The organism is Aliivibrio finisterrensis (assembly GCF_008933155.1).
GTDB lineage: Bacteria > Pseudomonadota > Gammaproteobacteria > Enterobacterales > Vibrionaceae > Aliivibrio > Aliivibrio finisterrensis.
The window spans coordinates 265,543-289,004 of the sequence record NZ_WBVP01000003.1; the positions used below are offsets into that span (position 1 = coordinate 265,543).

A 23,462-nucleotide genomic window follows, 5' to 3' on the forward strand; every position below is an offset into this window, starting at 1 on the left:
ATGGCATGGCATGAATGGCCGCTAATTGTATTTACAGTTTTAGCGCAAACCTCTGTTGGTGCATTTTTAGTGCTAGCAACATTATTGTTAACAAAGCAACTGTCTTCGGACGCTGAAGATCGTCTTCATAAAGCCATGTTTGGACTTTGGGCTATCATGGGATTGGGTTTTCTTGCCTCTGTGATGCACTTAGGCAGCCCTTTTCGAGCAATGAACGCGCTTAACATGCTGGGTAGCTCATGGCTATCAAATGAAATAGCATCAGGCAGCGGATTCTTTGCATTGGGGGGATTATTTTGGTTACTGTCTGTATTAAACAAAGGCAATCAAGCCCTGCGTAAAGGTTTACTTATTGGCGCAATGATCATTGGTGTCGTCTTTATGTACTCAATGATCATGGTTTACATGATTGATACCGTGCCAACGTGGTACACAAGCTTAACTCCTGCGGCCTTTATTTTAACAATGATCGTCAGTGGTTTTGCTTTAGCGCACACACTGCTTGCGCTATCGAATAACAATAAAGCATGCACAGACAAAGCATTGTCAGTCATGGGGCTTGTTGGTTTATTTGCTGTGGTTATTAGCGTAATGCTACTGTCTGTACATCTTGGTGAAGTGCAAACAAGCGCAACATCAGCATTGGCTGTTGTCCCTGAGTATGCGTCTATTCAAACGACACGTTTAGTGCTTTTATCATTAGGCCTCCTATTATGGATTGCACCTGTTATTCGTAATAAAGCGATAACGGCGGGACCAATGAGCATTGCCTTCGTATTAATTTTGTTATCAGAATTAATGGGACGCGGCGTGTTTTATGGAATGCACATGACCGCAGGTGTGTGATGTAATAACCACGAATTCTGAATAATAAAATACTGTTATTCAGTAACGATTTAAGCCTGATACTCAATGGTTAGTATCAGGCTTTTTTTATAATTTCAGGTGTCAGAAACGATCGCAATAACACTAAATATTTGACGCGTTATACTAGATTATTGATAAAATAAGTTGGGTTTAATGTGCTTGAGAGTGGGTAATAGGCAGCAATAAATAATCAATACTTGAAACATAAGAACATTAACGAAAGCTAAGGTACTATGTAGTCACAAGGATGGTTTATAAAGGATTATTGTGAGCTGGATATTATTTACGTTATTGGCAGCATTTAGCCAATCATGGCGCAATGCGTTTCAAAGTCGATTAAGCAAAGAAATGAACGTGACTGGCGTTACCTTGTCACGTTTCTTGTGGGCAGGTCCGTTAGCGGTGCTCTATTTGTTTGCTCTGTATTATTATGATCCTGTCTCTATTCCGACGTTTACTGCTTATTCTTATCTCTACATTATTGGTGCATCCATCATGCAAATAGTCGCGACGGGGCTAATGGTGGTGTTGTTTAAACAGAAAAACTTTGCGATTGGTGCTGGTCTTGCAAAAAGTGAAGCGCCTGTTGCTGCGTTTTTAGGCGTTCTTTTCTTTGGTACCTCATTATCACTATTAGGCTGGGCTGGCGTAGCTGTTGGAGCCATTGCGGTCTTTATGTTGAGTTGTCCAAATGGTATTAAAAGTATTTCTCTAAAAACCGCATTAATTGGGCTTGCGTGCAGTACTTCTTTTGCCCTTACATCACTCTGGGTACGTGAGGCGAGCCTTACCATCGACTTGCCGTTTCCACATCGTGCAGCTTGGGTGTTGTTGCTGGTGATTTGTTTACAAACAATATTACTTGTGGGTTACATGTTAGCTAAAGATCGTAAGACATTACTAACGATGTTTACTAAACCTAAATTGGTGGTAATGACTAGCATAGCAAGCTTTATTGGCTCCCTTGGCTGGTTTAGCGCTATGTCACTGCAAACCGTTCCTCTAGTTAAAACACTAGGCCAAGTGGAAGTATTCTTTACTATGTTGATTTCTTTCTTTTGGTTAAAAGAGGGGATTAAGCGTAAAGATATGCTGGCGTTACTTTTAATTGCTATCGCGGCAGTGTTGGTGATGTGGTAAAGGGGACTTTCCTTATCCCCTTTATCAGCTCTATGACTGAATTCGGTCTTGTAGTTTTAATAATTTCTGAACATCTGATAGGGGCATAGGTCTTGAGATAAGGAAGCCCTGGATTTTATCAACCCCACAGTCGGCAACAAACTTAAACTCTTCTTCTGTTTCAATGCCTTCAGCAACAACGTCACACTCAGCAATATGTCCCATCTTGGTAATTAATTGATAAAGCTGCTTTCCTTTTGGCGTAGTTGCGTCTAGTAATAAAGAGCGATCTAATTTGATCTTATCAAATGGGTATTTTAATAGATGAGGAAACGAGGCGTAACCCGTTCCAAAGTCATCCATAGCAATCTTTATTCCGTACGATCTTAAAATTTCTAAGGTACTCAGTAGATTATCACTGTTATTTAAAATAGCTTCTTCGGTAATTTCAACTTCTAACCATTGTGGCGGGATAGAAAAGTACTCTAATCTGCTGATCAAATGCTCTGCAAATCCCTCTTCTTCTATTGAAGCAACAGAAATATTGATGGCAATACGTTGATTTTGAGAAAGGGGCATTTTTTGCATATCTGCCAAGACTTTATCAATAACTAACTTGTCTAGTGTAGGCATCATTTTTAGCAGTTGAAAATCACTAATAAAGGTTGGAGGACAGAGTTTTCCAGCACTGTCTTGATAGCGTAATAAGGCTTCAAATGAAATGGCGTCTTTTTTCACAATCGGTTGTAATAACTGGTAGTACATTACAAAGCCATCTTTATGAAGCATTTGAGATAAACGTTTTTGAGCAGATGAGTGCACTAAGCTGCTTGCTGCAGACGTTCTTACATTGGTTAATAAGTGCTGAAATATTGATTTCTCTACTGAGGCATTTGTAATCGAAGATTTATTATGCAGCGCATATTTACCCGCAAACGCAAGGTAGAATGGGCGGTAAACAAATATACCAGTAATAATAATGACAAGCTGTAGTAGGGTGCCTTCAATATTATCTCCCATAGCAATATAGCCACTAAATAATGGAGGAGTCATCCAGTCAACGATATTGGTAACCGGTGAGACAATACCTGAAAATATGGCTAAGTAAGTTATAAAAAAACTGAGGATAGGCAGAGCGACAAATGGCACAATGAGTAATGGATTAAAGATAATAGGTAAGCCGAATAAGAGAACTTCGTTGATATTGAACATAACCAAAGGCAAGGCGGCGAGGGCAAGCATGATATGGTTTTTCTCTTTAGAAAATAGCAAAATACAGAACAGTAAGCTTATCGTATTACCTGATCCTCCCATCGATAAAAAAGCATCGTAAAAGCCCTGGTTAATAATATTAAGGGAAGCTTCACCTGCAGCCCAGTCCGCCATGTTTTGTTGTGTATCGGCATAAATAGTCTGTTTAATCGTAAACAGCATATTATGACCATTAATACCAATTGCCCCCAGTAGTCCGAGTATCGTTTGATATACGATCCCGCCAGAGAAAGTTAAAGGATCCGCATTCATACTGCTAATCAATGCAGTAAAATAAGTGACTAATTTAGCGATTATTTTAGACAAAAATAAGGCTGAACTAATAAAGAGAAAGAAATGGAAAACATGCTTGAATAAACGGGATGAAAAATCGAGAGATTGTGGTTCAAGCTGCTGTAAATTGAAACGATAGCAATATAAATAGGTAATCGAGGCGCTTAGTAATGCCAGTAATGGATTATTCGGAAAGTTAAAAGACGCCGATAAGCTACCACTTTCTATTGAGAGTAGATAAAAAAGAGTAACGGAATAAATAATAAATGATGCGCTACTAAAGGTTGTCTTATGAGATAAATAATACCCTGCAATAACACAAAATGAGAGCGGATAAATATTGATCAATAGGTTAGACAAATGAAAAAATAAATTTGAAGCGGCAGCATAGTCGAGTTGATTAAAAGTGTGGCTCAAAAGTACGGCGATTGCATTAGAGAGTGTTAAGGGAAGTAATAATAGTGCAATAGCAGAAAGATCATAAATATAAGAATGAGAAGCTAAGTGGCTAGCTTTAAATTTTTGATGTGATGATCTGATAAACGCTAAGAATGCGGAACTAAACAGTTTTGAGTTCAGGTTTGTTTTCAAATGAAACTATTCCCATAGGTGATGGTTTTACAAGCTCGAATTTAGTCGGTGAGTCATGCTATGCCATCAGTAGCCAATAAAAGAGAGAAACGCTTAATTTTAATTATATGTGCTTTTTAAAAGCGGCAAATTCTTACACAGAGATTATCAGGTTACTAGCTTTTGTTTGTGCTCTTAGTCATTTTTATTAATAAATTTTTTAATATATTTTTCATTCTAACCATTTGATTAATAAATTTTTTAGGTATAAAAAAAGGCGAACCAAGTGGCCCGCCATTTATTTGTACTGGTTTTGCTTATAACGGCAGAATATTATTCTGCATAATTATCAATACTTGGACAAGAACAAATCAAGTTTCGATCACCAAATACGTTATCTACACGGTTAACTGTTGGCCAGTATTTAGAGGCTTTTGCTTGAGTTGATGGAAAACACGCCACTTCACGAGTGTATGGGTGATCCCACTCATTAGACATTAGATCCACTTGAGTATGCGGTGCATTGACAAGTGGGTTATTGTCTAGTGGCCATTCGCCTTGTTGAACTTTATTCATCTCTTCACGAATCGCAATCATTGCCTCACAGAAGCGATCAAGCTCTGCTAAGTCTTCAGATTCGGTTGGCTCAATCATTAACGTACCCGCCACTGGGAACGACATGGTTGGCGCATGGAAACCAAAGTCCATCAAACGTTTTGCAATGTCTTCTTCACTGATACCTGTAGCGTCTTTAAGCGGACGGATATCAATAATACATTCATGAGCAATGCGACCATTGGTACCACGGTACAGAACAGGGTAGTGCGGACGTAGACGCTCCATTACGTAGTTGGCATTTAAGATCGCCACTTTAGTTGCTTCAGTTAGGCCGACTTCACCCATCATAGCAATGTACGCCCATGAGATAGGAAGAATAGAGGCACTGCCTAGATCCGCAGCAGAAACAGCATAATCCGTTCCTTGAACGCCGTTTTCAGAGTGACCCGGTAGGAAAGGTGCTAGGTGAGATTTAACACCAATAGGCCCCATACCCGGACCACCGCCACCGTGTGGAATACAGAAGGTTTTATGCAAGTTTAGGTGAGATACATCAGAACCAATAAAACCAGGGCTTGTTAAACCAACCTGCGCATTCATGTTGGCACCATCAAGGTACACTTGACCGCCTGCTTCATGAACCATGTCGCATACTTCGCGTACTTGCTCTTCGTATACACCATGTGTAGAAGGGTAAGTGATCATGATGCTAGATAGATTTTCTTGATGTTTTGCGATTTTTTCAGCTAAATCGATCATGTCGATGTTGCCGTTGTCATCACATTTCACCACAACCACTTTCATAGATACCATTGAAGCTGTTGCTGGGTTAGTTCCGTGTGCAGAGCTTGGGATTAAGCAAACATTTCGATGAGCTTCATCACGGCTTTGATGATAACGCTGAATGGCAATTAGACCTGCGTATTCACCAGAAGCACCAGAGTTTGGCTGTAGAGAAAATTCATCGTAGCCTGTAACTTCACATAGCATTGATTTTAGTGATGTTGCTAACGTTGTGTAGCCTGCGGCTTGGTTTAATGGGGCGAATGGGTGGATACCACCAAATTCAGGCCATGTTACCGGAAGCATTTCAGCCACAGCGTTTAACTTCATCGTACAAGATCCCAGTGGGATCATACCGTGAGTTAATGAGAAGTCTTTGTTTTCCAGTTTTTTCAAGTAACGCAGCATTTGTGTTTCGCTGTGGTGCGTGTTGAACACTGGGTGGGTTAAAAATGAAGAAGTACGACGACACGCTTCAGGGATAGCAGCAAACTCATCTGCACCGACTTCACTTGAAAGCGTATCACACTCTGCATTATCAACACCAAATACTGTTAGTAGTGCAACTAAATCAGAAACCGTGGTGGTTTCATCAAAGCTAATACCAAGCTGAGTATCAAATTTACGTAAATTGATGCTTGCCGCTAATGCTTTAGTGTAAAGAATGTCTGTTTGTTGCTCAGTTTTAACCGTTAACGTATCAAAGAAGCTTTGATGCGCTAGCTCAAACCCTGCTGATTGCAATGCTTTTGCAACGATAGCCGTGAAGTGGTGTACACGACGAGCAATGGTTTTTAAGCCTTCTGGTCCGTGATATACCGCGTAGAAAGAAGCCATGTTTGCAAGCAGTGCTTGTGCAGTACAAATGTTTGATGTCGCTTTCTCACGACGAATGTGTTGCTCACGTGTTTGCATTGCCATACGCAGTGCTTGGTTGCCTTTTAAATCAACCGATACACCAATAATTCGGCCTGGCATTGAGCGTTTTAGCTTTTCGCGCGTAGCCATGAATGCTGCGTGTGGGCCACCGTATCCCATTGGGACACCAAATCGCTGCGAACTACCAATCGCAATATCTGCACCCATTTCACCAACAGGTTTAAGAACCACTGAAGCAAGAAGGTCAGTGGCTACAACAACTAAGGTTTTTTTCGCTTGAGCTTGTTCAATCAGTGTTGATAAATCTCTTACTTCCCCCGTTGTTCCTGGGTATTGAAGTAGGGCACCAAACACATCATGTGAATCTAAGTTTGAATCAGCATCAACAGCAACGTCAAAGCCGATAAATTCGGCACGCGTTTTAATTACCGCTAATGTTTGTGGGTGAACATTGTCTGCCACAAAGAAGGTATTACTTTTGCTCTTTCCACCGCGTTTACACAGCGTCATTGCTTCTGCAGCCGCCGTTGCTTCATCAAGTAAAGAGGCGTTGGCAATATCAAGGCCAGTTAAATCCATCACCATTTGTTGATAATTTAGTAGCGCTTCTAAACGACCTTGAGAGATCTCAGGTTGGTAAGGCGTATACGCGGTATACCAACCTGGATTTTCTAATACATTACGCAAAATCACATTTGGGGTGTGTGTATTGTAATAGCCTTGGCCGATGTAGCTTGTATTGAGCGTGTTTTGTTGAGCGATCTGTTTTAACTCAGCAAGCATGGCATTTTCAGAAAGGCCGTGAGGTAATTGCATTGGCTGAGGTAAACGAATTGAGCTTGGTACAGTTTCTTCAATTAATTTTTCTAGTGTTTCAGCGCCAACCGTATTGAGCATATGTTGATGCTGTGAAGAAGCGGGACCATTGTGGCGGCGAATAAACTCGTTATCCGTACCTAATTGTTGAAGGAGCTGACTCATGATCTTAATCCTTTAAATTATTTTTATTCTTCTTCAATGCTTTCAAGGTATTGATCGCCCGGAATTAGGCTTTCTAATTGACCTTCATCAGACAGTTTAATTTTAGCAATCCAACCACCTTCATACGGTTCTTCATTAACAAGCTCTGGACTGTCTTCTAGCTCTTCATTGATTTCAACAATCACACCAGAAACAGGTGCATAGATATCAGACGCTGCTTTTACAGATTCAACTAAAGAGAAGTTTTCTTCTGCCGTTACTTCGTCATCTACATCAGGTAGGTCAACAAATACAACATCGCCAAGTAGTTCTTGAGCGTGGTTTGAGATACCAACGGTTACTGTACCATCACCATTATCACGTACCCATTCGTGGCTTGCTGTAAATTTAAGATCTTTTTCCATGATACTTCTCCAGTGTGAATTGTCTTTAGCAAATGGTTTTTAGCCCAATGCAGGTAGAAAAATTAGTATTAAGTGGAACTCAATAAAGTGTTATCTGTATTAATAACGACCATTAGATTACATCTGGTAAACATACAAGTGTGAAATGCAACATTCAACCGTCAAGTTTCCAATAAGAAACTTTGTTTCCCATTTTGCTACCTAGCGCACTTTTTCAGCATTCTTGTTGCTTTTTATCTCGCAATTTTCTCTTGATAAGATGAGTATTACAAAGGTAGATTGAATACTTAATGAGCAAGGAGCGCCGCTTGAGTAATCCTCAACATGTTATGGCAGAAGCAAAAGTCGTTAAAATTGAGAAAAATAACGAAGAGCAATCGATTGCACCGCTTGATCTTGGTAAGCGATTAAAAGACATCCGAATTCAACTTGGATTAACATTAGAAGAGGCGAGTAAGCGAACTGGACTTGCTCGCTCTACGTTATCAAAAATTGAAAACGAACAGATTTCACCGACATTTCAAGCCCTGCAAAAATTGGCGAGCGGCTTGGATATCGATATTCCTCAAATATTTGAGCCGCCGAAACAAAAAGGGGCAGTAGGGCGTCGAGATATTACGCTTTCGCAGCAAGGTAAGCCTCACCCAACGGCGACCTATGAGCATGAATTATTGGCAACACAATTATCCAATAAAAGGATGATGCCATTTAAAAGTCGTATTCGTGCAAGAGACTTTGATGCTTATGCCGAATGGGTCCGCCATGACGGAGAAGAATTTTTATTGGTTCTAGAAGGTGAGGTTTGTTTTTACAGCGAATTTTACGAGCCAGTCAATTTAGCGGTAGGGGACAGTGTTTATTACGATGCCAGTATGGGACACATATTGGTATCGATCAGTGAGGAAGACGCTCATATCCTCTGGGTTACCGCTAAGTAACCTGCAATTGATGAATCATAATCCACTATTTATTAGAAACCTAGATCCCAAGAATAACCGACACACTTAGCCAATATCAGACAAATGGAGAAAGAAGAATGTCAGAACAACTAAATAAAACGGCACTTTTTGATATACACGTCGCTGCTGGCGCAAAAATGGTTCCTTTTGCAGGATATGAAATGCCTGTCCAGTATCCATTAGGCGTAAAAAAAGAACATCTTCATACTCGTGATGCCGTTGGTCTGTTTGATGTATCACATATGGGGCAGCTTCGCTTAAAAGGTGACGGTGCAGCTGCAGCGTTAGAAGCCTTAGTGCCTGTTGATATTATTGACCTTCCTTCTCAGAAGCAACGTTATGCATTTTTTACTAATGATGCAGGCGGTATTATGGATGATTTGATGGTGGCTAATTTTGGCGATCACTTGTTTGTTGTTGTGAATGCCGCGAGCAAAGAACAAGATATTGCGCATCTGCACGCGAACCTTCCTGAAGGTGTTGAGCTTGAAGTAATTGAAGATCGTTCTTTATTGGCACTACAAGGCCCTCAAGCGGCTGATGTGTTATCACGACTTCAACCGTCAGTGGCTTCTATGTTGTTTATGGATACGGCTGTTATTGAGATCAATGGCATTGAGTGCTACATCAGTCGATCTGGGTATACAGGTGAAGATGGTTACGAAATCTCCGTGCCAAATGATAAAGCGGCAGAGCTTGCAGACGCATTGACCTCTTTTGAAGAAGTCGAGTGGATCGGACTTGGTGCCCGTGATTCACTGCGTCTTGAATGTGGATTATGTCTATACGGTCATGATTTAGATACAACAACGACGCCAGTAGAAGCAAGCTTGCTATGGGGTATCAGCAAAAATCGTCGTTCAGACGGCGAGCGTGCTGGAGGGTTCCCAGGAGCGGATATCATCTTAAAGCAAATCGAAACGAAAGATGTGAATCGTAAACGTGTTGGTTTAGTGGGGCAAAGCAAAGCGCCAGTGCGTGAAGGCTGCAAGTTATTTGATGCAGCTGATAATGAGATTGGTATTGTGACCTCAGGTACCGCAGGTCCAACAGCAGGAAAGCCAGTTTCTATGGGGTATGTAAGAGTAGATCTAGCCATTATTGGTACAGAAGTATTCGCTGAGGTTCGTGGTAAAAAACTCGCAATGACCGTAGAAAAAATGCCGTTTGTACCGCAACGCTATTATAGAGGTTAGTTTATTAGAGCTAGAGACTCATAATCACGCTAATCGAAATGAATGAATAGATCAAAAAGAGCATATAACTATGCTCTTTTTTTTGGTTGTAAAAAAAGTGCAAGTAAAGATTCCTCGTTATGAAAGTAAAAGATATGTCTGATTTTTGAAATTAATTGCACACTGTGCATATTTAGTTATCTATTTGAATTAAATTAATTAATCACAATTCGGCGAACGCTTGTATGCTCGGAAAGTGTTTGCAAAAAATTGTGACCTGTAACACAATTATAAACATTGAACTTAAGCATTGTTTTTACGATTAGATATCAAATAAGGTCTCTCTATGAAGGTTGTCGATTTTCTAAAGCATAAGCGTGAATATCTGGCCAAACATCCCTTTGAATTAAAAGATTGGATGTCACCAACCATTAAAGATTACTGGATTGAATTTTTAAATAAAGCTAACAATATTCACATTATTTCGTGGGTTAAAGAGCATAAGCGCGCTGTTAATGAGCAGCAAAGCGCAGCTGTTCAACCTGAGCCAATTGAAATGAACTTAGATACTCAAGCTGTATTTGAAGAGTTAACCGCTCGTTTGGGCGAAGAAATCCATATTGGCGATTGGTCAATGATGGATCAAGAACGCATTAATAGTTTTGGTGCAGTGACAGAAGATATGCAATGGATCCATACCGATCCAGAAAGAGCATCAGCAGAATCACCATTTAAAACACCGATTGCACATGGATTTTTAACTTTGTCTATGTTGTCAAAACTGACGGATAACGTAGGCAGTGATAATTTACTGTTCCCTACGGCTAAAATGACCGTAAACTACGGTTTAAACAAGGTACGTTTTCCATATCCTGTAAAAGCAGGTAAGCGAATTCGCGCAAGAAGCACATTAATGTCGGTAACACCGATTAAGCGTGGCTTAGAAATTGAAACAGAAGTTAAAGTTGAAATCGAAAAATGTCGCCGCCCAGGTTGTGTTGCGGTTTCTGTAATACGTTTATACTTTTAAGTTTGTCGATTAGCTTATTTTAAAGATAGCTTATAGTAGAAAATAAAAACGCGTTAACCTAGCTGAGGTAACGCGTTTTTTTGTATCTGTAATTCTTGTTCACTACTGGCATTGGTATAATTAAGCAACTTGTCGATTGTTATGATTTGCACCGCGTAGCATGGCTTGAACTAATTCCGTAGCTTCAAATTTCGTTAACGCTTCATGAGCACCAACTTGGTGTGCTTGCTCAACACAGATCTCACTTGAGAGTGAGGTATGAAGGATCACATACGCATCTTTCAATCTTGTATCGTTCTGAATTTCAAATGCCAATTCATAGCCGTCTAAACCGGGCATCTCAATATCACTGACCACAATATTATATGGGCGACCTGCATCTGAGGCTTGTTTTAGCATTTCATAGGCCTCTAATCCGTTTGTAGCGACTTGATAAGGGATATTAATACTGTCTAAAGCCGTTGAAAGTTGTTTACGCGCTACAAACGAATCATCAACTAATAGAATGTTAAGAGGTTTTAATTTCTCTCTTTCTACATCAGATAATATAGGGTACAAGTTAGAGGCATCTTCTGGATAGATTTTTGATAATAGAAGCTCAACATCAAGCAGTTGAACAATATTATCTTCAACGCGGGTGATCCCAGTAACAAAGACATTAGAGCCCGCTGTTTTTGGTGAGGCTTCAATTGCCTTCCAGTCACACTCAATAATTTTATCTATTGCTCTTACTGCAAAGCCAACTACAGTGCGCATACAGTCGGTGATGATAATATAGCAATCTTTTAATTCGTCTTGGTGAAGCGCTCTAAAGCCAACAGCTGCAGACATATCAATAATTGGAATTGCCATATCACGAATGGTTGCTGTCCCTAATACGTGGTGATGAGAGTAGGGAATGGAAGTCAATGCTTGAAAAGGTACGATCTCACGGACCTTCAGCGTGCCGATGGCAAAACGTTGAGTTAGTGTGAGTTTAAATAGCAGCATACCTTGTGATTGGTTCGCTTTGCTTTTCATAAGTGATAGCCTTCTGAAAATGATTATTTTTATGAATCTAATTGTAGGTTTTTTGAGACGGTTTTTAAAGGTGAGACTATCAATTGATGATCAATAAACGATATAATTAAGTTTAATTTATCCAGAATCATTTTGAGGTATTCATGGCTAGCACTGCAGCTGCGCTACACATTCTTGTTAAACATAAAGAACAAGCAGAAGACATTATCCAACAGCTTAAAAAAGGCGCAAAATTTCACGTATTAGCGAAAAAATACTCTAGCTGTCCTTCTGGTAAAAAAGGCGGCGATTTAGGTGAATTTAAGAAAGGCCAAATGGTACCGCAGTTTGATAAAGTGTGCTTTAGTGGTGAAACTCTTGTCCCGCACCTAGTAAAAACTAAATTTGGTTGGCATGTAGTAAAGGTTCTTTACCGTACATAAATAGCCAGTTAAAAGTTGTATTACAGAGACAAAAAATCCGACGTTTGCGTCGGATTTTTTATGAAGGAACAGTAAGGTTTTAGCTTAACGCTCCCAGTATGCTTCTTCTAAACAATCTTCACGTTCAGGCATTGATTTAGATAAACGTGGTGAGTGTTGAGTTAAGACTTCGTAGCTTGCACGGTTTGAGTACTTGCAAATTTGAGAGAAAGAAGAGTAAGTTAAATATTCTGCATCGTGCTTGCTTGAATTTGGCACATTCTCTTTATGGTAGTAGTTAGCCGCCATATCATGAAGAAGAGCAGATAATGCAGCATCGCCAGCGCCATTAGTATTTTTAATCTCCATTGGACCACCCATGTAAGGGGCAATGTGAGAAGATACTTTAATTGGCTTAGTACATTGTGCTTTCATCATTGGGCGACTGTATTCAAAACGGTTGAATTCAGGAATGTTACCAGGAAGAAGTGGCTTATCAGTTTCGCGTTTAATGCTTTCTTCTGTAAAGCCTGCCATGTATAAACCAACTGGACCAGCAGTACAAAGCACTAAATCAACCCACTCTAACGCTTTATCTGCGGCTAGTAGGGGATCTTTCTCACCAGTAAGGGCTTCTGCTTCTTCTTCATTCATTGCAACAACCGTTACATTTTCTTTTAAGAAAGCTTGCCACCACTCTGCTTTGCCTTCAATAACGTACTTAGTGCCTAAAGTAAGAACAACAGGGACGTTATGAGATTTTGCACAATCAATCGCTTTTTGAACCGCATCCATCATTGGATCGCCTTCTTTACCACGAACAAGGTAAGAAGAAATCACTAATGCAGAGGCTTTTTCAAAAATATGCTCAGGAACGTGAGCAGGACATAGTTGGTTCATGTCACCTTCATTAATCGCAAACGTACGCTCGCCATCTTCAGAAATCAAGGTGTAACAACGACCAATAGGGCCTTGAACTGGTTGTAGGTGATCTAAGTCCATACGGCTTGTTGTATTACATAAGTAACGATAAGCGTAAGAGCCGATTTTGATGTTTTCACTCATAACGCCAAGCAGAATAGACTTGCTGTCTGCTAATACTGAGTAGTTATGGAGGGTGTTACCAATGGTATCGCCAGGATACTCATGACTGATCAAGTTTCTTTCAAACAGTTCTTTATATAAAGCTTCTGCTTTTGACTCTTCAAGAACCAGTGAATGACCTTTACTTAACTGGTGACGGGCTAAGAAATCATCATCAACTTTTGCTTCAATATCGACGATGGTTTGACCTACACCGATAAGGTGGGTGCGTTCTAGTTTAGGGGTTTGTTTGATTTGATTCACTAATGGATCGCGAGTGTGAACAGGAAAATAGTGTTTAGACTTACGTTGGCCAGGAAACTTCATGAATTAAAGATCAGTTAATAAGTGAATTTTCCGAGATTATATCACAAGTTTTTTCATTAACATTCATCAATCGATTAAATAATTGCGGGCTAGGTCACTTTATTTTTGGGGTGAAATAGCAAACGTTTACTTTAGAAGGAAAAGTAAGAAAATCCCCTAGAATGACACTCCGTATAAAATATAGATAAAATGGCATAACTTGGTTTTATGTGCTAATTATGGTGTAAATTTGGTTAGATTATTTTGGAGGTTATGTTTTGTTTGCAGATTTATCAATAATATCACAAAAAAAAGTGAATTATCAGACTTGCAGAATTAGTTTCCGGCCCTATAATACTGAAAACCGGAGCGCCTGCCAGCGCCCCGGTTTTTTTGTGCCTGCCATCTTGGTTTGTTAACTGCCTTCTGCCAAAGGCAACAAGAGATAGTAGAGCCATTATCGATAATACGAGGAATTTATCATGCGTATCGAACAAGAATTAAAGTTAGGCTTCAAAGATGTACTGTTTCGTCCTAAGCGTTCAACACTGAAAAGTCGCTCTCAAGTCGAATTAACCCGCGAGTTTACATTTAAGCACAGCGGTCGTCAATGGTCTGGTACACCTGTAATTGCAGCTAATATGGATTCTGTTGGTAGTTTTGCTATGGCAAAAGCACTTTCTGAGCACGGTGTAATGACTGCGATTCATAAGCACTACACAGTTGAAGACTGGGCTGGCTTTGTTAAAGAGAACGATGCATCTGTTCTTAAAAACGCAATGGTTTCTACTGGTACTTCTGAAGCGGATTTCCAAAAGACAAAAGACATCATGGCATTAACAGATGACTTGATCTTTATTTGTGTTGATATCGCAAACGGTTACTCTGAGCATTTAGTTCAATACGTAGAAAAAGTACGTGCTGAATTCCCAGACAAAGTGATCTCTGCTGGTAACGTTGTTACTGGTGATATGGTTGAAGAGCTTATCCTAGCTGGTGCTGACATCGTTAAAGTAGGTATTGGCCCAGGCTCTGTATGTACTACTCGTGTTAAAACTGGTGTGGGTTACCCACAACTTTCTGCAATCATTGAATGTGCTGACGCAGCGCACGGCCTTGGTGGTCGTATCATTGGTGATGGCGGTTGTTCATGTGCTGGTGACGTTTCTAAAGCGTTCGGTGGCGGTGCTGATTTCGTAATGCTTGGTGGTATGCTAGCTGGTCACGAAGAGTCAGGCGGTGAAGTTATCGAGCAAGACGGTAAGCAGTTCATGAAATTCTACGGAATGTCTTCACAAAGCGCGATGGACAAGCACTCAGGTGGTGTTGCTAAGTACCGTGCAGCTGAAGGAAAAACCGTACTATTACCATACCGTGGTTCAGTTCATAATACGATTTCTGACATCCTTGGCGGTGTACGTTCAACTTGTACATACGTAGGCGCGGCGCAGCTTAAAGAGCTAACTAAGCGTACTACTTTCATTCGAGTACAAGAGCAAGAGAACAACGTATTTGGTAAAGAGTGATAACTCAATACTTCGGAAATTGTAAAAAAAACCATACGTTGATTTTACGAAACTATACGCTGAAATAAAAACAACCATACCTTGAAGTTGCTTATAAAGTGTACAACACTTGAGGAAGTTTACTACAGGTATGGTTGTTTATTATGAAAAAACGGATTCTTAGAAACTCGTCAGTAAAAAACATCTCACGCTTTGTCAGCCTCAAAACGAACTCTATCCATACAGTCGAATCCGACTTGGAGTTTGACGCATGTTTCCACTTCGAATTTTCGCCACAGATTATAACTTTCGAAGCGCAGCCTATCGGTTTTGAATATTTTATCGAAGGTAAGCTGCATAGGTATACGCCCGATTTTTTAGTCACATACAAAGATTCATACCAATCATTTTATGAGATAAAGCCCAAGCACATTGCAGAAAAAGATGAGTTTAAAGAAAAGTTTAGAGCTCAGAAAGAACAAGCATTGGGCGGCGGTAAAGACCTGCACGTATTGACAGATGATGATATTCAAATATACCCATTGCTCGATAATTTAAGGATCATTCATCGTTATGCTTGCGATGAGCGTCTTAACTCCATTCAGAGAAATATATTGAATCTATTTAAGAAATATGGAGAGCTCAGGATAGAGCAGGTTGTTCAATATTCTTCAGTTCATTCTTCTCAGTTATTACCCTCACTTTATGATTTGATTGCCAGACAGTTGTTAAGTATTGATATGCACCAGCCTATTGGTTGGCAAAGCCCTATTTGGAGCTCTTAGGCATGCCAAGTGAAGGTTCTAAGCGATTTGGCGAGCTATTTCCAAGTACTAACTTCGATAAAGAATCGAAACCAAAGGAAACGCTATCACTCCCCTTATGGAAAGATGTTGATCTGACGTTTAAGGATGTCTTTTCTGTTGATGAAGACCGAAGAAATGAGGCCATACATAGATATAACATTCTAGAATTCCTTATAGATCAATATGGTACCGATTTTTCCAAAAAGCAAATAGATGAGTCACTTACTGCTTTAATAGATAAATTTGGTTCAAGTACACCATCAGCAATCAGCATTTATAGGTACTGGAGAGGTTTTAAAAAATCAAATTTTCAGCTTAACTCCCTAATTCCGAAAGTCTCTGCTGGCAATACAAAAAGAAATACTCCCGATGAACTTGAACCTTTAATTCAAGGTGCAATAAGAGATTACTTCTCTGAAGAATGCCCGACAGCAACATCGGCATACGTAACTCTTGACTTGAGGTTGAAATTGATCGGCATAATGAAATCAATGGGACTCAATTTGAACCGTTCTCAATACAGGCATTTAGGAAGAGACTAAGGAAGCACTCTGAGTACGAAAAAATACTACTTAGAAAGGGAAAAAGTGTGGCTGATTCTACTTTCAGAAAAGTGGGGAAAAGGCCAGCAACAACACGAGTATTGGAACGTGTAGAAGCAGACCATACTAGGCTTGATTTATTTATTATTGATGAAAAAAACGGGCTAGAAAACAATATCCCAAATCTAAGTTGGATCGATGCTGTTAATTCTTCAATTCCTCCACGTCCTTTCAAAGGGTCTAGAGATGAATTGAAGTTTAACCTAGGAAAAAACCGCGAGGTAGTTCTCGATAAGAAATGGGGTTAGGTTAGGCACAACAATACGCTACTCTAGTGTTCGTCTAGCAAGATATTTTGGGCACAAAACGTGTAAAGACATGAAAAGTGTACGTGTGAGAATCAAGTATGATCCTAGTTGTCTTGGTAGGGTTTATGTACTTGATGAAACGAAAGAAGAGTTTTTTGCTGTAGACGCAATTGATGCTGATTACGCCTATTCTGTTTCTGAGTGGTCACCCCTCTGTCTTTAAATGAGATAGAAAAGGCGCGAGACTTACCATGATAGGCTTTAACCATTTCGTCTCCAATTGTAGATGTGTGGATATTTAACGGTGACCGACCATCGCCTTGTGCTGCACGTTGGGTAGAATCGATCTCTGTTGATTGATCGATATCAGCATCGCTTGCCAATAAGTTGTAGTTAGTATCCTCGATATTGTACACCACACGTTCTTGAGTTCGGTCGTACCATACATTACCAATCATGCCGTTTACTGCGGGAGGTACACCTGTAGCAAGGGCTGCGTGTCCTACAATCGTTTCTGTGTTCGCATGTTGGTAATGTACATTCGTATAGTGAACTCCCTCATCTAAGAGTAGCCTAAAACCACCTTCACCAAAATTGTTTTTAAATCAATTGGGTAAGTCACCACGCAGCGCGTCAACGGTAAGCTGCAGAATGAGTTTTGGCTGGGTTTCGTTTGCGATGACAGCACCTGAAGAAAATAACATGCTGAGTGCAAGGGTACTAACGGCAAGGTTCTTCATATTGTTAATCCAGTTTTCGATATGGTTACGCTCCAAAACGAGCTTTTTTCTCTACGTTCAGATTCATCACTGCATGCTGTAATCGTGTCCAATCACTAACAGCTTTGGTGCATTCTAAGTATCATGACGAATGTAGTCTTTGGCTAGATCCTCCGAGCGGGTACTGGTGATCCAACATTTTACTTCCTCGATCTTGCCATCGTCTTCTCGTATATACATATCAGACACAGAAAAAGGCGGAATCACAGCGATAGAATCGATTGCGACGGCTTGTTCGCTTTCATCAAATGCGACGCAACGAACTTTGACGGCTTCAGCGTACGAGACTTTCACTCGCCAATGAGTATCCGAGAGTGGTTGAATCTCATCCCCAGTAATAACGAATGGCTTGTTTGGCCGCTTTTCTTCTGTTTCAGACGTAGCGGTATCTTTTGCAAGTGCATTCGTGCAGGTTAATGCAGCAAGCAAAAATAGGATTTTGTTAAATTTCATATTAACAACCCTCAGTGGTTGACCGTGTAAGTAACTGAAACATTACATGGGTTTCCCAAAGAGATTAACTAGGACTTTCCCTAGTCCTAGTTTTGCGAATTTACTTAGGGTTGATCGGCTTTAATCGGTATTTTGCTAGCCATTCTTGTTTTACTTCCTTGATTAATACCCATACAACCATGCTGCGTTTTAAATACCAGTGACCTTGTTTATTGGTGTGGATGCCGTTTTTCAGTGTTGGGTAATGGTTTAGGTCATGAATACCACGATGGTCTAGCCAGTGATAGAGTGTTTGGCGAGAGCGTTTTTTTGTACCAATAGCAACCCAAAAAATAGTTGTTAGACGTTGTACTGCAGAAGAGTGAATGGCAATTTGAATCTTCACTTTTAACGCTTTCCACAAGTGAAAAAACTTAAAACGTAAACGCCATAAGCCAATCACAAGTAACAAGCCTAAAATGAGATTTTGGCGTTGTGCTTCCAGCCACTGCTTTATATTTGAAGTCCAGAGCTCAATGCGCTGATCTAAAGGTAAAGGAGGTGCCGAGCTAACCATCACCGTAATGGCTGGCAGCGTTATGTCTTCTGGTGTATTTGTTGTTGTGTTCCACCACTGGAAAGACAGTTCGGGCAGGGTGTATTGCCCTTTGTGAACAAAACGATAGTGAATATCAGTGTTGCGGGTTCCCGTCAAATCCGCGCGGAATGATTGGGTTGTCGTTTGGCTGTTGCCGGTGCGAATTTCTACACCTTCAATCTGATTGAGAAACGGCAGCTCTGAAATATACCGCCCCGGTAGATCAGTCACATTGAGCGAGACCGAACGGGTTACCGCGCCACCTTCGGTGATTTCTGCGTCACTGACAGTTTGGTTTACTGTGACCTTCGGAGAGGCAATCTTACCCTTTGCCGCCTCAGGAAGTGCGTTAACCGTTATCTTTAAGGGCTGTGTCGGAATATATATTTTGTTGTCACCACGGCCAAGGGTGATGTTGATACTTGGTAAAGTGAATTCTCCAGGTTTGGCTGGAAATAGCTCTAACTTTAATGCCGCTTGTTCAACACGTTTGCCATTTTCTATAGGTCTGGTGTATTGCCAAAATGTGGTGGTTTGCTCAAAAAAGAGATCTTTGGCTGAAATATCGTCAACGTTGATAACGTCAGTAATCGCTGTGTCACTCAAAAGCTCAAGGAAAACGGTGTGGCGTCGCCTCTCTGTTAAGGTCTCGTTACCCAGCGCCCAGCGGGCATGATACTGTGTGTTCACGGTGCTTAGTTGCTGTGAGGGGGTAACAGAGAGAGGATCATCTGTAGTGATTGATGCTTTCGCATTTAAACTTGCCATGAGTACCATGCTAAATGCAATGGCGGTACCTACATGACTGATTAGGCGTGTATTGCGAAATAACGTGCTCATTGTTTCACCTCCTGTGAAGAGTGTTCGCTGTGCAGCTCTGGTTCGGCCATTTGCTGAAGTTGGATGGAGAACTTATTGCGAAGGAACACTTCAGGGTTGGATTTAACTTGCTCCAGCCAAATTTTGGTTAAATGCTCTTCTGCCATTAAATCTGCACTATTGATGACTTCAATTTTGTCTTCAGGTTCTTCAATTCCCATATCTTCTTCTAGGGTGGAAATAACATCGGCAGTCATGTCTTCTCCTGCAGTGCCTTGGCCTTGCGCACGATCAGCCATGAGGTCGAAAATCTCTTGAAGTAGAGCTAGGTTGTGCAAAGCTTGCGGGTGCTGTGGTTCTAATTCCAGCACTTGTTCGAACCAACGCTCTGATGAACGAAAGCGGTCAATATGCAAGTAGCTCAGAGCCACCTTGAAGCGTTTTTCGATCGAGTCTGGCTGATTGTTGAGCATAGTGAGTGCCCATTCCCACTGCTGATTGCGCATGAGGGATTCAATTTTCCAATCAGGATCGATAAAGGCTTGCGCCGCGCATGCATAATTGCCTTGATTATAAAACCATTGCCCTTGTTGATCTGGAGTGAGGAAGAGCCTCATCGACAATGAATCACAGGTAGCGAGATCCGTTGATGCCTTTGCTAAAGCGGGGCTTGGTTGAAAGGCACTGAGTGCAACAACGCCGACCAATACGCTAGGAGCCCAACGGATACTCCAACCTCGACGAAACCAAAGTAAACTCAACAGCAGTGCAGGGAAAACAAGAAAGAACCCGGCTTCTTGCCACTGTATATCTTCATCCAGTGGGTCGAAATAACTGAAACTGTCGATCCAATGGGTAATGCTTTGTACATCGCTGTTGTCTGGCGTATTTTGAATGAGGCGGACACCCGAAGGAGAATCGACAGTCTCGTTGTAACCAAACTTCCAAATGATCATTTGATCACTGTAGGTACGCTCATAATTCTCTATGGCTTGTACAGCACTGTTATCGAGACTGTCTGTTACAACGACAATGCTTGCGGGAATCCGACTCTCTGTATGTTGCTGGGCAATTTGATCCAAGACAGCAGGCAGGTTTTTCCCTTGTCTAGGAACGAGGTTTGTTGATAAAGAAGACAGATACAGCTCAAGCACTTCGCGGTCTTCTGTCGGTGGAATAAGCATATGAGCGCTGCCAGCATAGACATATGCACCAATAATCCCATCAGATTTGTACTCTAATAGGTCTGATAACTTGAGTTTGGCATTTTCAAGGCGACTTGGCGCGATGTCGGACTCACTCATTGATCGTGACAAATCCACCACAAATAGAATTGGTGATTGGTTTTTTGCATGCGCATCGGGTTCAGGCTGCCAAGTTGGGCCAGCCACAATCATAATCAACAGACCTAGGAAAAGTGGTAGCAAGTTCTGAGGAGAAAACCAACGTGTTTGGCTTTCTCCCGTATTCAGAAATGGCAACAGGTGAGAAGCGATAGGAAGCTGTTTGTTGTTGTCTGCTTTTCGCTTGAGCGCATAGACCAAAATGCCTAAAGGAATGGCTAATAAAAGTAACCATGGTCGAATGAAATGAAATTCAGCCATTTATATCTCCTTATTCGTATTACTTTGCCCGCGCAGCGCAGCAATAACTAACGCCAATAGGCTGAGCGATAAACTAACAATAAGTGGCCAGTAATAGAGTTCTACTTTTGGTCGAATGGTGTAGCTATCAAAAAGCGTTTCTTCAAGCTCGTTAAGTGCTTTATACACGTCTACTAAATCTTGCCCATTGAGTGCTTCAAATACCTGCCCACCGGTATAATTGGCAATACGATCTAACATATCGAGATCTATACCATCTTCACCCACGTTGGTTGCATCACCGATGGCAATGGGGTAGATAGTAATGTCGTTTTCACCCGCAAAATGGGCAGCGTCAATTGGAGGGTAGTTGCTGGTGGTATCGCGGCCATCCGTCATGAGGATTAGAACTTTATTGGCACTGTCTGAATGTTCGAAGTGATTAACGGCCACACCAATCGCATCACCGAGGGCAGTGCCAGATCCAGCCATTCGAACATCCATTTCATTGAGCAACTGTGTGATAATAGAGAAATCGTCAGTAAATGGTGCTTGTAAATACGCATCATCACCAAAAGCGATAAGGCCGATTCGATCGCCTTCACGTTGAACTAGAAAATCGTCGAGCAGAAGTTTTACACCATCAATACGGCGAACATTGATGCCATCTGGATCGACAAAGTCACGAGCTTCCATTGAGCCAGACAGATCCACCGCCACCATCATTTCACGACCACTTTTTTCTATTGAAACGGGCTCACCTAGCCAAACTGGTTTTGTTGCAGCGATAACCAAACTAAGGTAGGTCACCACAATAAGAAGACGTTGCCACCAAATAGGTGACATCACCACAGCGCCAGAAGTTGGTTTAGAACCTGTGACTTTAACTAACTTATCGAAGTGACTAAAACGCAGTGCGGTCTGACGAGTGAAGTGTATGGGACTCAGAAAAATCACTAAAGGTAGCAAAATCAGCAGACTGAATAGAGGGTAAGTGAGAGTTAACATGTCACCTCCTTAAACCAACGTCTGATCGCTTGTCGCTCGAGATCTGTAAGAGTGGGTGATGCGCGATAGCTGCTTTCCATTAATTGAGAGATCTGCACTGAATGTAGTTTGGTAGCACTGCTTTGACATATGAATTGAGCAAACTCCTGGTTGGTCATTGTACCGATATCGGACTTAGGCCAGTGTTGATGTGCTAGCTGCTTCATTAACTGCGCAATAGCGGCAATGTTCTGTTCGTGTTCGTATTTCTGAAACAACGCCCAAGCTTCGCGTAAGTAGGTACGCTTAAGATATTGGTGATAACGATGAGCAATATAGCCGAATACCACAACGATGCTTGTGAGCCCAATGAACAGCCACGTGATCGTTTGTGGATACCACGAAATAGCTTGAGGCGGAGAAATCCATTCCGCTCGCTTTACTAGATGACTACCAAACTCGACAATTTGGCCTTGTGTAACATTACCCATAAAATGCCTATTGTTTGGTCAGTGAAAGTAATTGTGTCCAAGCATCGTGTTGCGTGGACATATCAAGTAATGCCAAGCGATGGCGCATAAAGTGCTCAGAAAGCGATTGTTTTTGCTCTTGGACGTAGTGTTCATAACGCTCTCTGGTGGATTGATCACTCTTCTTCAGTTCGACTTGATAGCTTTCATTGCCCATAACTAGATTCTGCTTAGGGAATTGTTCTTCCAGCGGATCGGTAATTCGGATACCCACTAGGCTATTTTGACGAGCTAACTTATCAATCATTACGCTTGAATTTCGTTGGTCGTAGTCGCTGAAGTCACTAAAAATAAAACACTGGCTCTCTTTTAATCCAAGATCGACTAAGTGCTTTAATGCGGCTTCTAAATTGGGGGCCTTTTTAGAGACTATCCAATTTGGGAGTTTGTTTGATTGCTCTATGATCGCAGATAAAAGAGCCATGAGCGCTTTTTCCCCGCGTCGAAATGGTAACGTTACAATGTCACTGTCTGTGAGGATGACAGCGCCTACGCGATCGCCATGATGACAAGCTGCGCCCGCAGCAATTGCCGCAGCTTCACAAGCAATGGCAGATTTCATGTGGCCATCGGACGCAAAAAACATACGAGTTCTAAGATCGATGAGCAGAGCGATATTTTTATCGTTTTCCTCAGCGTAAACTCGTAAATAGGGTTGACCCGTTCGTTGTGTTACTTTCCAGTCAATACAGCGGACATCATCACCTGCGTAGTAGTGACGAAGTTCGACAAAATCCAACCCTCTGCCACGTTGTTGACTGCGATGCTTACCAGTAAGAGGAGTCAACTTTTGGTAAGGGGGTTGCCACGAAATCTTACGCCCTAGCAAGGTTAGCTCGGCAAGTCTTCCAGATGTCGGGTAGATACGAAGGTCGACGGTCATAAAGCCTCCT

General features: G+C 41.3%; 22 protein-coding genes and 1 pseudogene. 11 read left to right on the forward strand and 12 right to left on the reverse strand.

Annotation, left to right across the window (positions count from 1 at the left end; all coding sequences use genetic code 11):
- Both F8B77_RS04390 and F8B77_RS04395 read left to right on the forward strand, forming a co-directional pair.
- Positions 1-846, forward strand: coding sequence for a DmsC/YnfH family molybdoenzyme membrane anchor subunit (locus F8B77_RS04390; RefSeq protein ID WP_151654065.1), 846 nt, complete (start codon positions 1-3; stop codon positions 844-846).
- Between the two features lie 288 nt (positions 847-1,134).
- Positions 1,135-2,007 (forward strand): DMT family transporter, encoded by an 873-nt coding sequence (locus tag F8B77_RS04395; RefSeq protein WP_151654067.1) that lies wholly within the window; start codon positions 1,135-1,137, stop codon positions 2,005-2,007.
- Between the two features lie 30 nt (positions 2,008-2,037).
- Here the strand turns inward: F8B77_RS04395 and F8B77_RS04400 are convergent, their stop codons facing one another.
- The 3 genes from F8B77_RS04400 to gcvH form a co-directional block, all read right to left on the reverse strand.
- On the reverse strand, positions 2,038-4,122 hold the full coding sequence (locus tag F8B77_RS04400) for an EAL domain-containing protein (RefSeq protein ID WP_425277981.1): 2,085 nt from the start codon (positions 4,120-4,122) through the stop codon (positions 2,038-2,040).
- A gap of 312 nt (positions 4,123-4,434) precedes the next feature.
- The gene (gene gcvP, locus F8B77_RS04405) at positions 4,435-7,302 is read right to left on the reverse strand and encodes an aminomethyl-transferring glycine dehydrogenase (protein WP_151654070.1); all 2,868 of its coding nucleotides are present in this window, start codon (positions 7,300-7,302) and stop codon (positions 4,435-4,437) included.
- Positions 7,303-7,325: 23 nt separating this feature from the next.
- The gene (gcvH, locus tag F8B77_RS04410; RefSeq protein ID WP_151654072.1) at positions 7,326-7,706 is read right to left on the reverse strand and encodes a glycine cleavage system protein GcvH; all 381 of its coding nucleotides are present in this window, start codon (positions 7,704-7,706) and stop codon (positions 7,326-7,328) included.
- Positions 7,707-8,035: 329 nt separating this feature from the next.
- On the opposite strand from gcvH, the gene F8B77_RS04415 reads away from it, so the two are divergent.
- From F8B77_RS04415 to F8B77_RS04425, 3 genes are all read left to right on the forward strand, one after another.
- Complete coding sequence (locus F8B77_RS04415; RefSeq protein ID WP_151654138.1) at positions 8,036-8,644, forward strand: helix-turn-helix domain-containing protein; 609 nt, start codon at positions 8,036-8,038, stop codon at positions 8,642-8,644.
- 98 nt (positions 8,645-8,742) lie between these two features.
- The gene (gene gcvT / locus F8B77_RS04420) at positions 8,743-9,861 is read left to right on the forward strand and encodes a glycine cleavage system aminomethyltransferase GcvT (RefSeq protein ID WP_151654075.1); all 1,119 of its coding nucleotides are present in this window, start codon (positions 8,743-8,745) and stop codon (positions 9,859-9,861) included.
- Positions 9,862-10,186: 325 nt separating this feature from the next.
- Positions 10,187-10,870 carry a MaoC family dehydratase gene (locus tag F8B77_RS04425; RefSeq protein WP_130043743.1) on the forward strand — a complete coding sequence of 228 codons (684 nt, stop codon included), beginning with the start codon at positions 10,187-10,189 and terminating at the stop codon, positions 10,868-10,870.
- A 120-nt stretch (positions 10,871-10,990) separates the two neighbouring features.
- Here the strand turns inward: F8B77_RS04425 and F8B77_RS04430 are convergent, their stop codons facing one another.
- Positions 10,991-11,890, reverse strand: a complete 900-nt coding sequence (locus tag F8B77_RS04430; RefSeq protein ID WP_151654077.1) for a chemotaxis protein — start codon at positions 11,888-11,890, stop codon at positions 10,991-10,993.
- Between the two features lie 143 nt (positions 11,891-12,033).
- On the opposite strand from F8B77_RS04430, the gene F8B77_RS04435 reads away from it, so the two are divergent.
- Complete coding sequence (locus F8B77_RS04435; protein WP_045103769.1) at positions 12,034-12,312, forward strand: peptidylprolyl isomerase; 279 nt, start codon at positions 12,034-12,036, stop codon at positions 12,310-12,312.
- Between the two features lie 84 nt (positions 12,313-12,396).
- Here the strand turns inward: F8B77_RS04435 and F8B77_RS04440 are convergent, their stop codons facing one another.
- Complete coding sequence (locus tag F8B77_RS04440; protein ID WP_130048821.1) at positions 12,397-13,701, reverse strand: inosine/guanosine kinase; 1,305 nt, start codon at positions 13,699-13,701, stop codon at positions 12,397-12,399.
- Between the two features lie 461 nt (positions 13,702-14,162).
- On the opposite strand from F8B77_RS04440, the gene F8B77_RS04445 reads away from it, so the two are divergent.
- The 5 genes from F8B77_RS04445 to F8B77_RS18090 all read left to right on the forward strand — a co-directional run bounded on the left by F8B77_RS04445 (position 14,163) and on the right by F8B77_RS18090 (position 17,064).
- Positions 14,163-15,206: a GMP reductase gene (locus F8B77_RS04445; RefSeq protein ID WP_151654079.1), complete on the forward strand. Its 1,044-nt coding sequence runs from the start codon at positions 14,163-14,165 to the stop codon at positions 15,204-15,206.
- Between the two features lie 143 nt (positions 15,207-15,349).
- Positions 15,350-15,970, forward strand: coding sequence for a TnsA endonuclease N-terminal domain-containing protein (locus F8B77_RS04450; RefSeq protein WP_102285906.1), 621 nt, complete (start codon positions 15,350-15,352; stop codon positions 15,968-15,970).
- Between the two features lie 2 nt (positions 15,971-15,972).
- Positions 15,973-16,533 (forward strand): hypothetical protein, encoded by a 561-nt coding sequence (locus tag F8B77_RS04455; protein WP_167512758.1) that lies wholly within the window; start codon positions 15,973-15,975, stop codon positions 16,531-16,533.
- 47 nt (positions 16,534-16,580) lie between these two features.
- A complete protein-coding gene (locus F8B77_RS17495; protein WP_167512759.1) occupies positions 16,581-16,841 on the forward strand; it encodes a hypothetical protein in 261 nt (86 codons plus the stop codon).
- Positions 16,842-16,854: 13 nt separating this feature from the next.
- Positions 16,855-17,064, forward strand: coding sequence for a Mu transposase C-terminal domain-containing protein (locus tag F8B77_RS18090; protein ID WP_425277984.1), 210 nt, complete (start codon positions 16,855-16,857; stop codon positions 17,062-17,064).
- On the opposite strand, the pseudogene F8B77_RS04465 reads toward F8B77_RS18090, so the two are convergent.
- The 7 genes and pseudogenes from F8B77_RS04465 to F8B77_RS04495 form a co-directional block, all read right to left on the reverse strand.
- Positions 17,051-17,581, reverse strand: a pseudogene (locus F8B77_RS04465) (alkaline phosphatase family protein); the annotation flags it as partial. The gene F8B77_RS18090 and the pseudogene F8B77_RS04465 overlap by 14 nt on opposite strands.
- A 114-nt stretch (positions 17,582-17,695) precedes the next feature.
- Entirely contained in the window at positions 17,696-18,073 is a 378-nt protein-coding gene (locus F8B77_RS04470) for a hypothetical protein (RefSeq protein WP_151654081.1), read from the reverse strand.
- A 100-nt stretch (positions 18,074-18,173) separates the two neighbouring features.
- Complete coding sequence (locus F8B77_RS04475; protein ID WP_151654083.1) at positions 18,174-19,490, reverse strand: BatD family protein; 1,317 nt, start codon at positions 19,488-19,490, stop codon at positions 18,174-18,176.
- Entirely contained in the window at positions 19,487-21,073 is a 1,587-nt protein-coding gene (locus tag F8B77_RS04480) for a vWA domain-containing protein (RefSeq protein ID WP_151654085.1), read from the reverse strand. The genes F8B77_RS04475 and F8B77_RS04480 overlap by 4 nt, the downstream gene beginning before the upstream one ends.
- Positions 21,074-22,060: a VWA domain-containing protein gene (locus tag F8B77_RS04485; protein WP_244298198.1), complete on the reverse strand. Its 987-nt coding sequence runs from the start codon at positions 22,058-22,060 to the stop codon at positions 21,074-21,076.
- On the reverse strand, positions 22,054-22,530 hold the full coding sequence (locus F8B77_RS04490) for a DUF4381 domain-containing protein (RefSeq protein WP_135385537.1): 477 nt from the start codon (positions 22,528-22,530) through the stop codon (positions 22,054-22,056). Before F8B77_RS04490 ends, F8B77_RS04485 begins: the two co-directional genes overlap by 7 nt.
- A 7-nt stretch (positions 22,531-22,537) precedes the next feature.
- Complete coding sequence (locus F8B77_RS04495; protein WP_151654087.1) at positions 22,538-23,452, reverse strand: DUF58 domain-containing protein; 915 nt, start codon at positions 23,450-23,452, stop codon at positions 22,538-22,540.
- Positions 23,453-23,462: the final 10 nt, after the last annotated feature.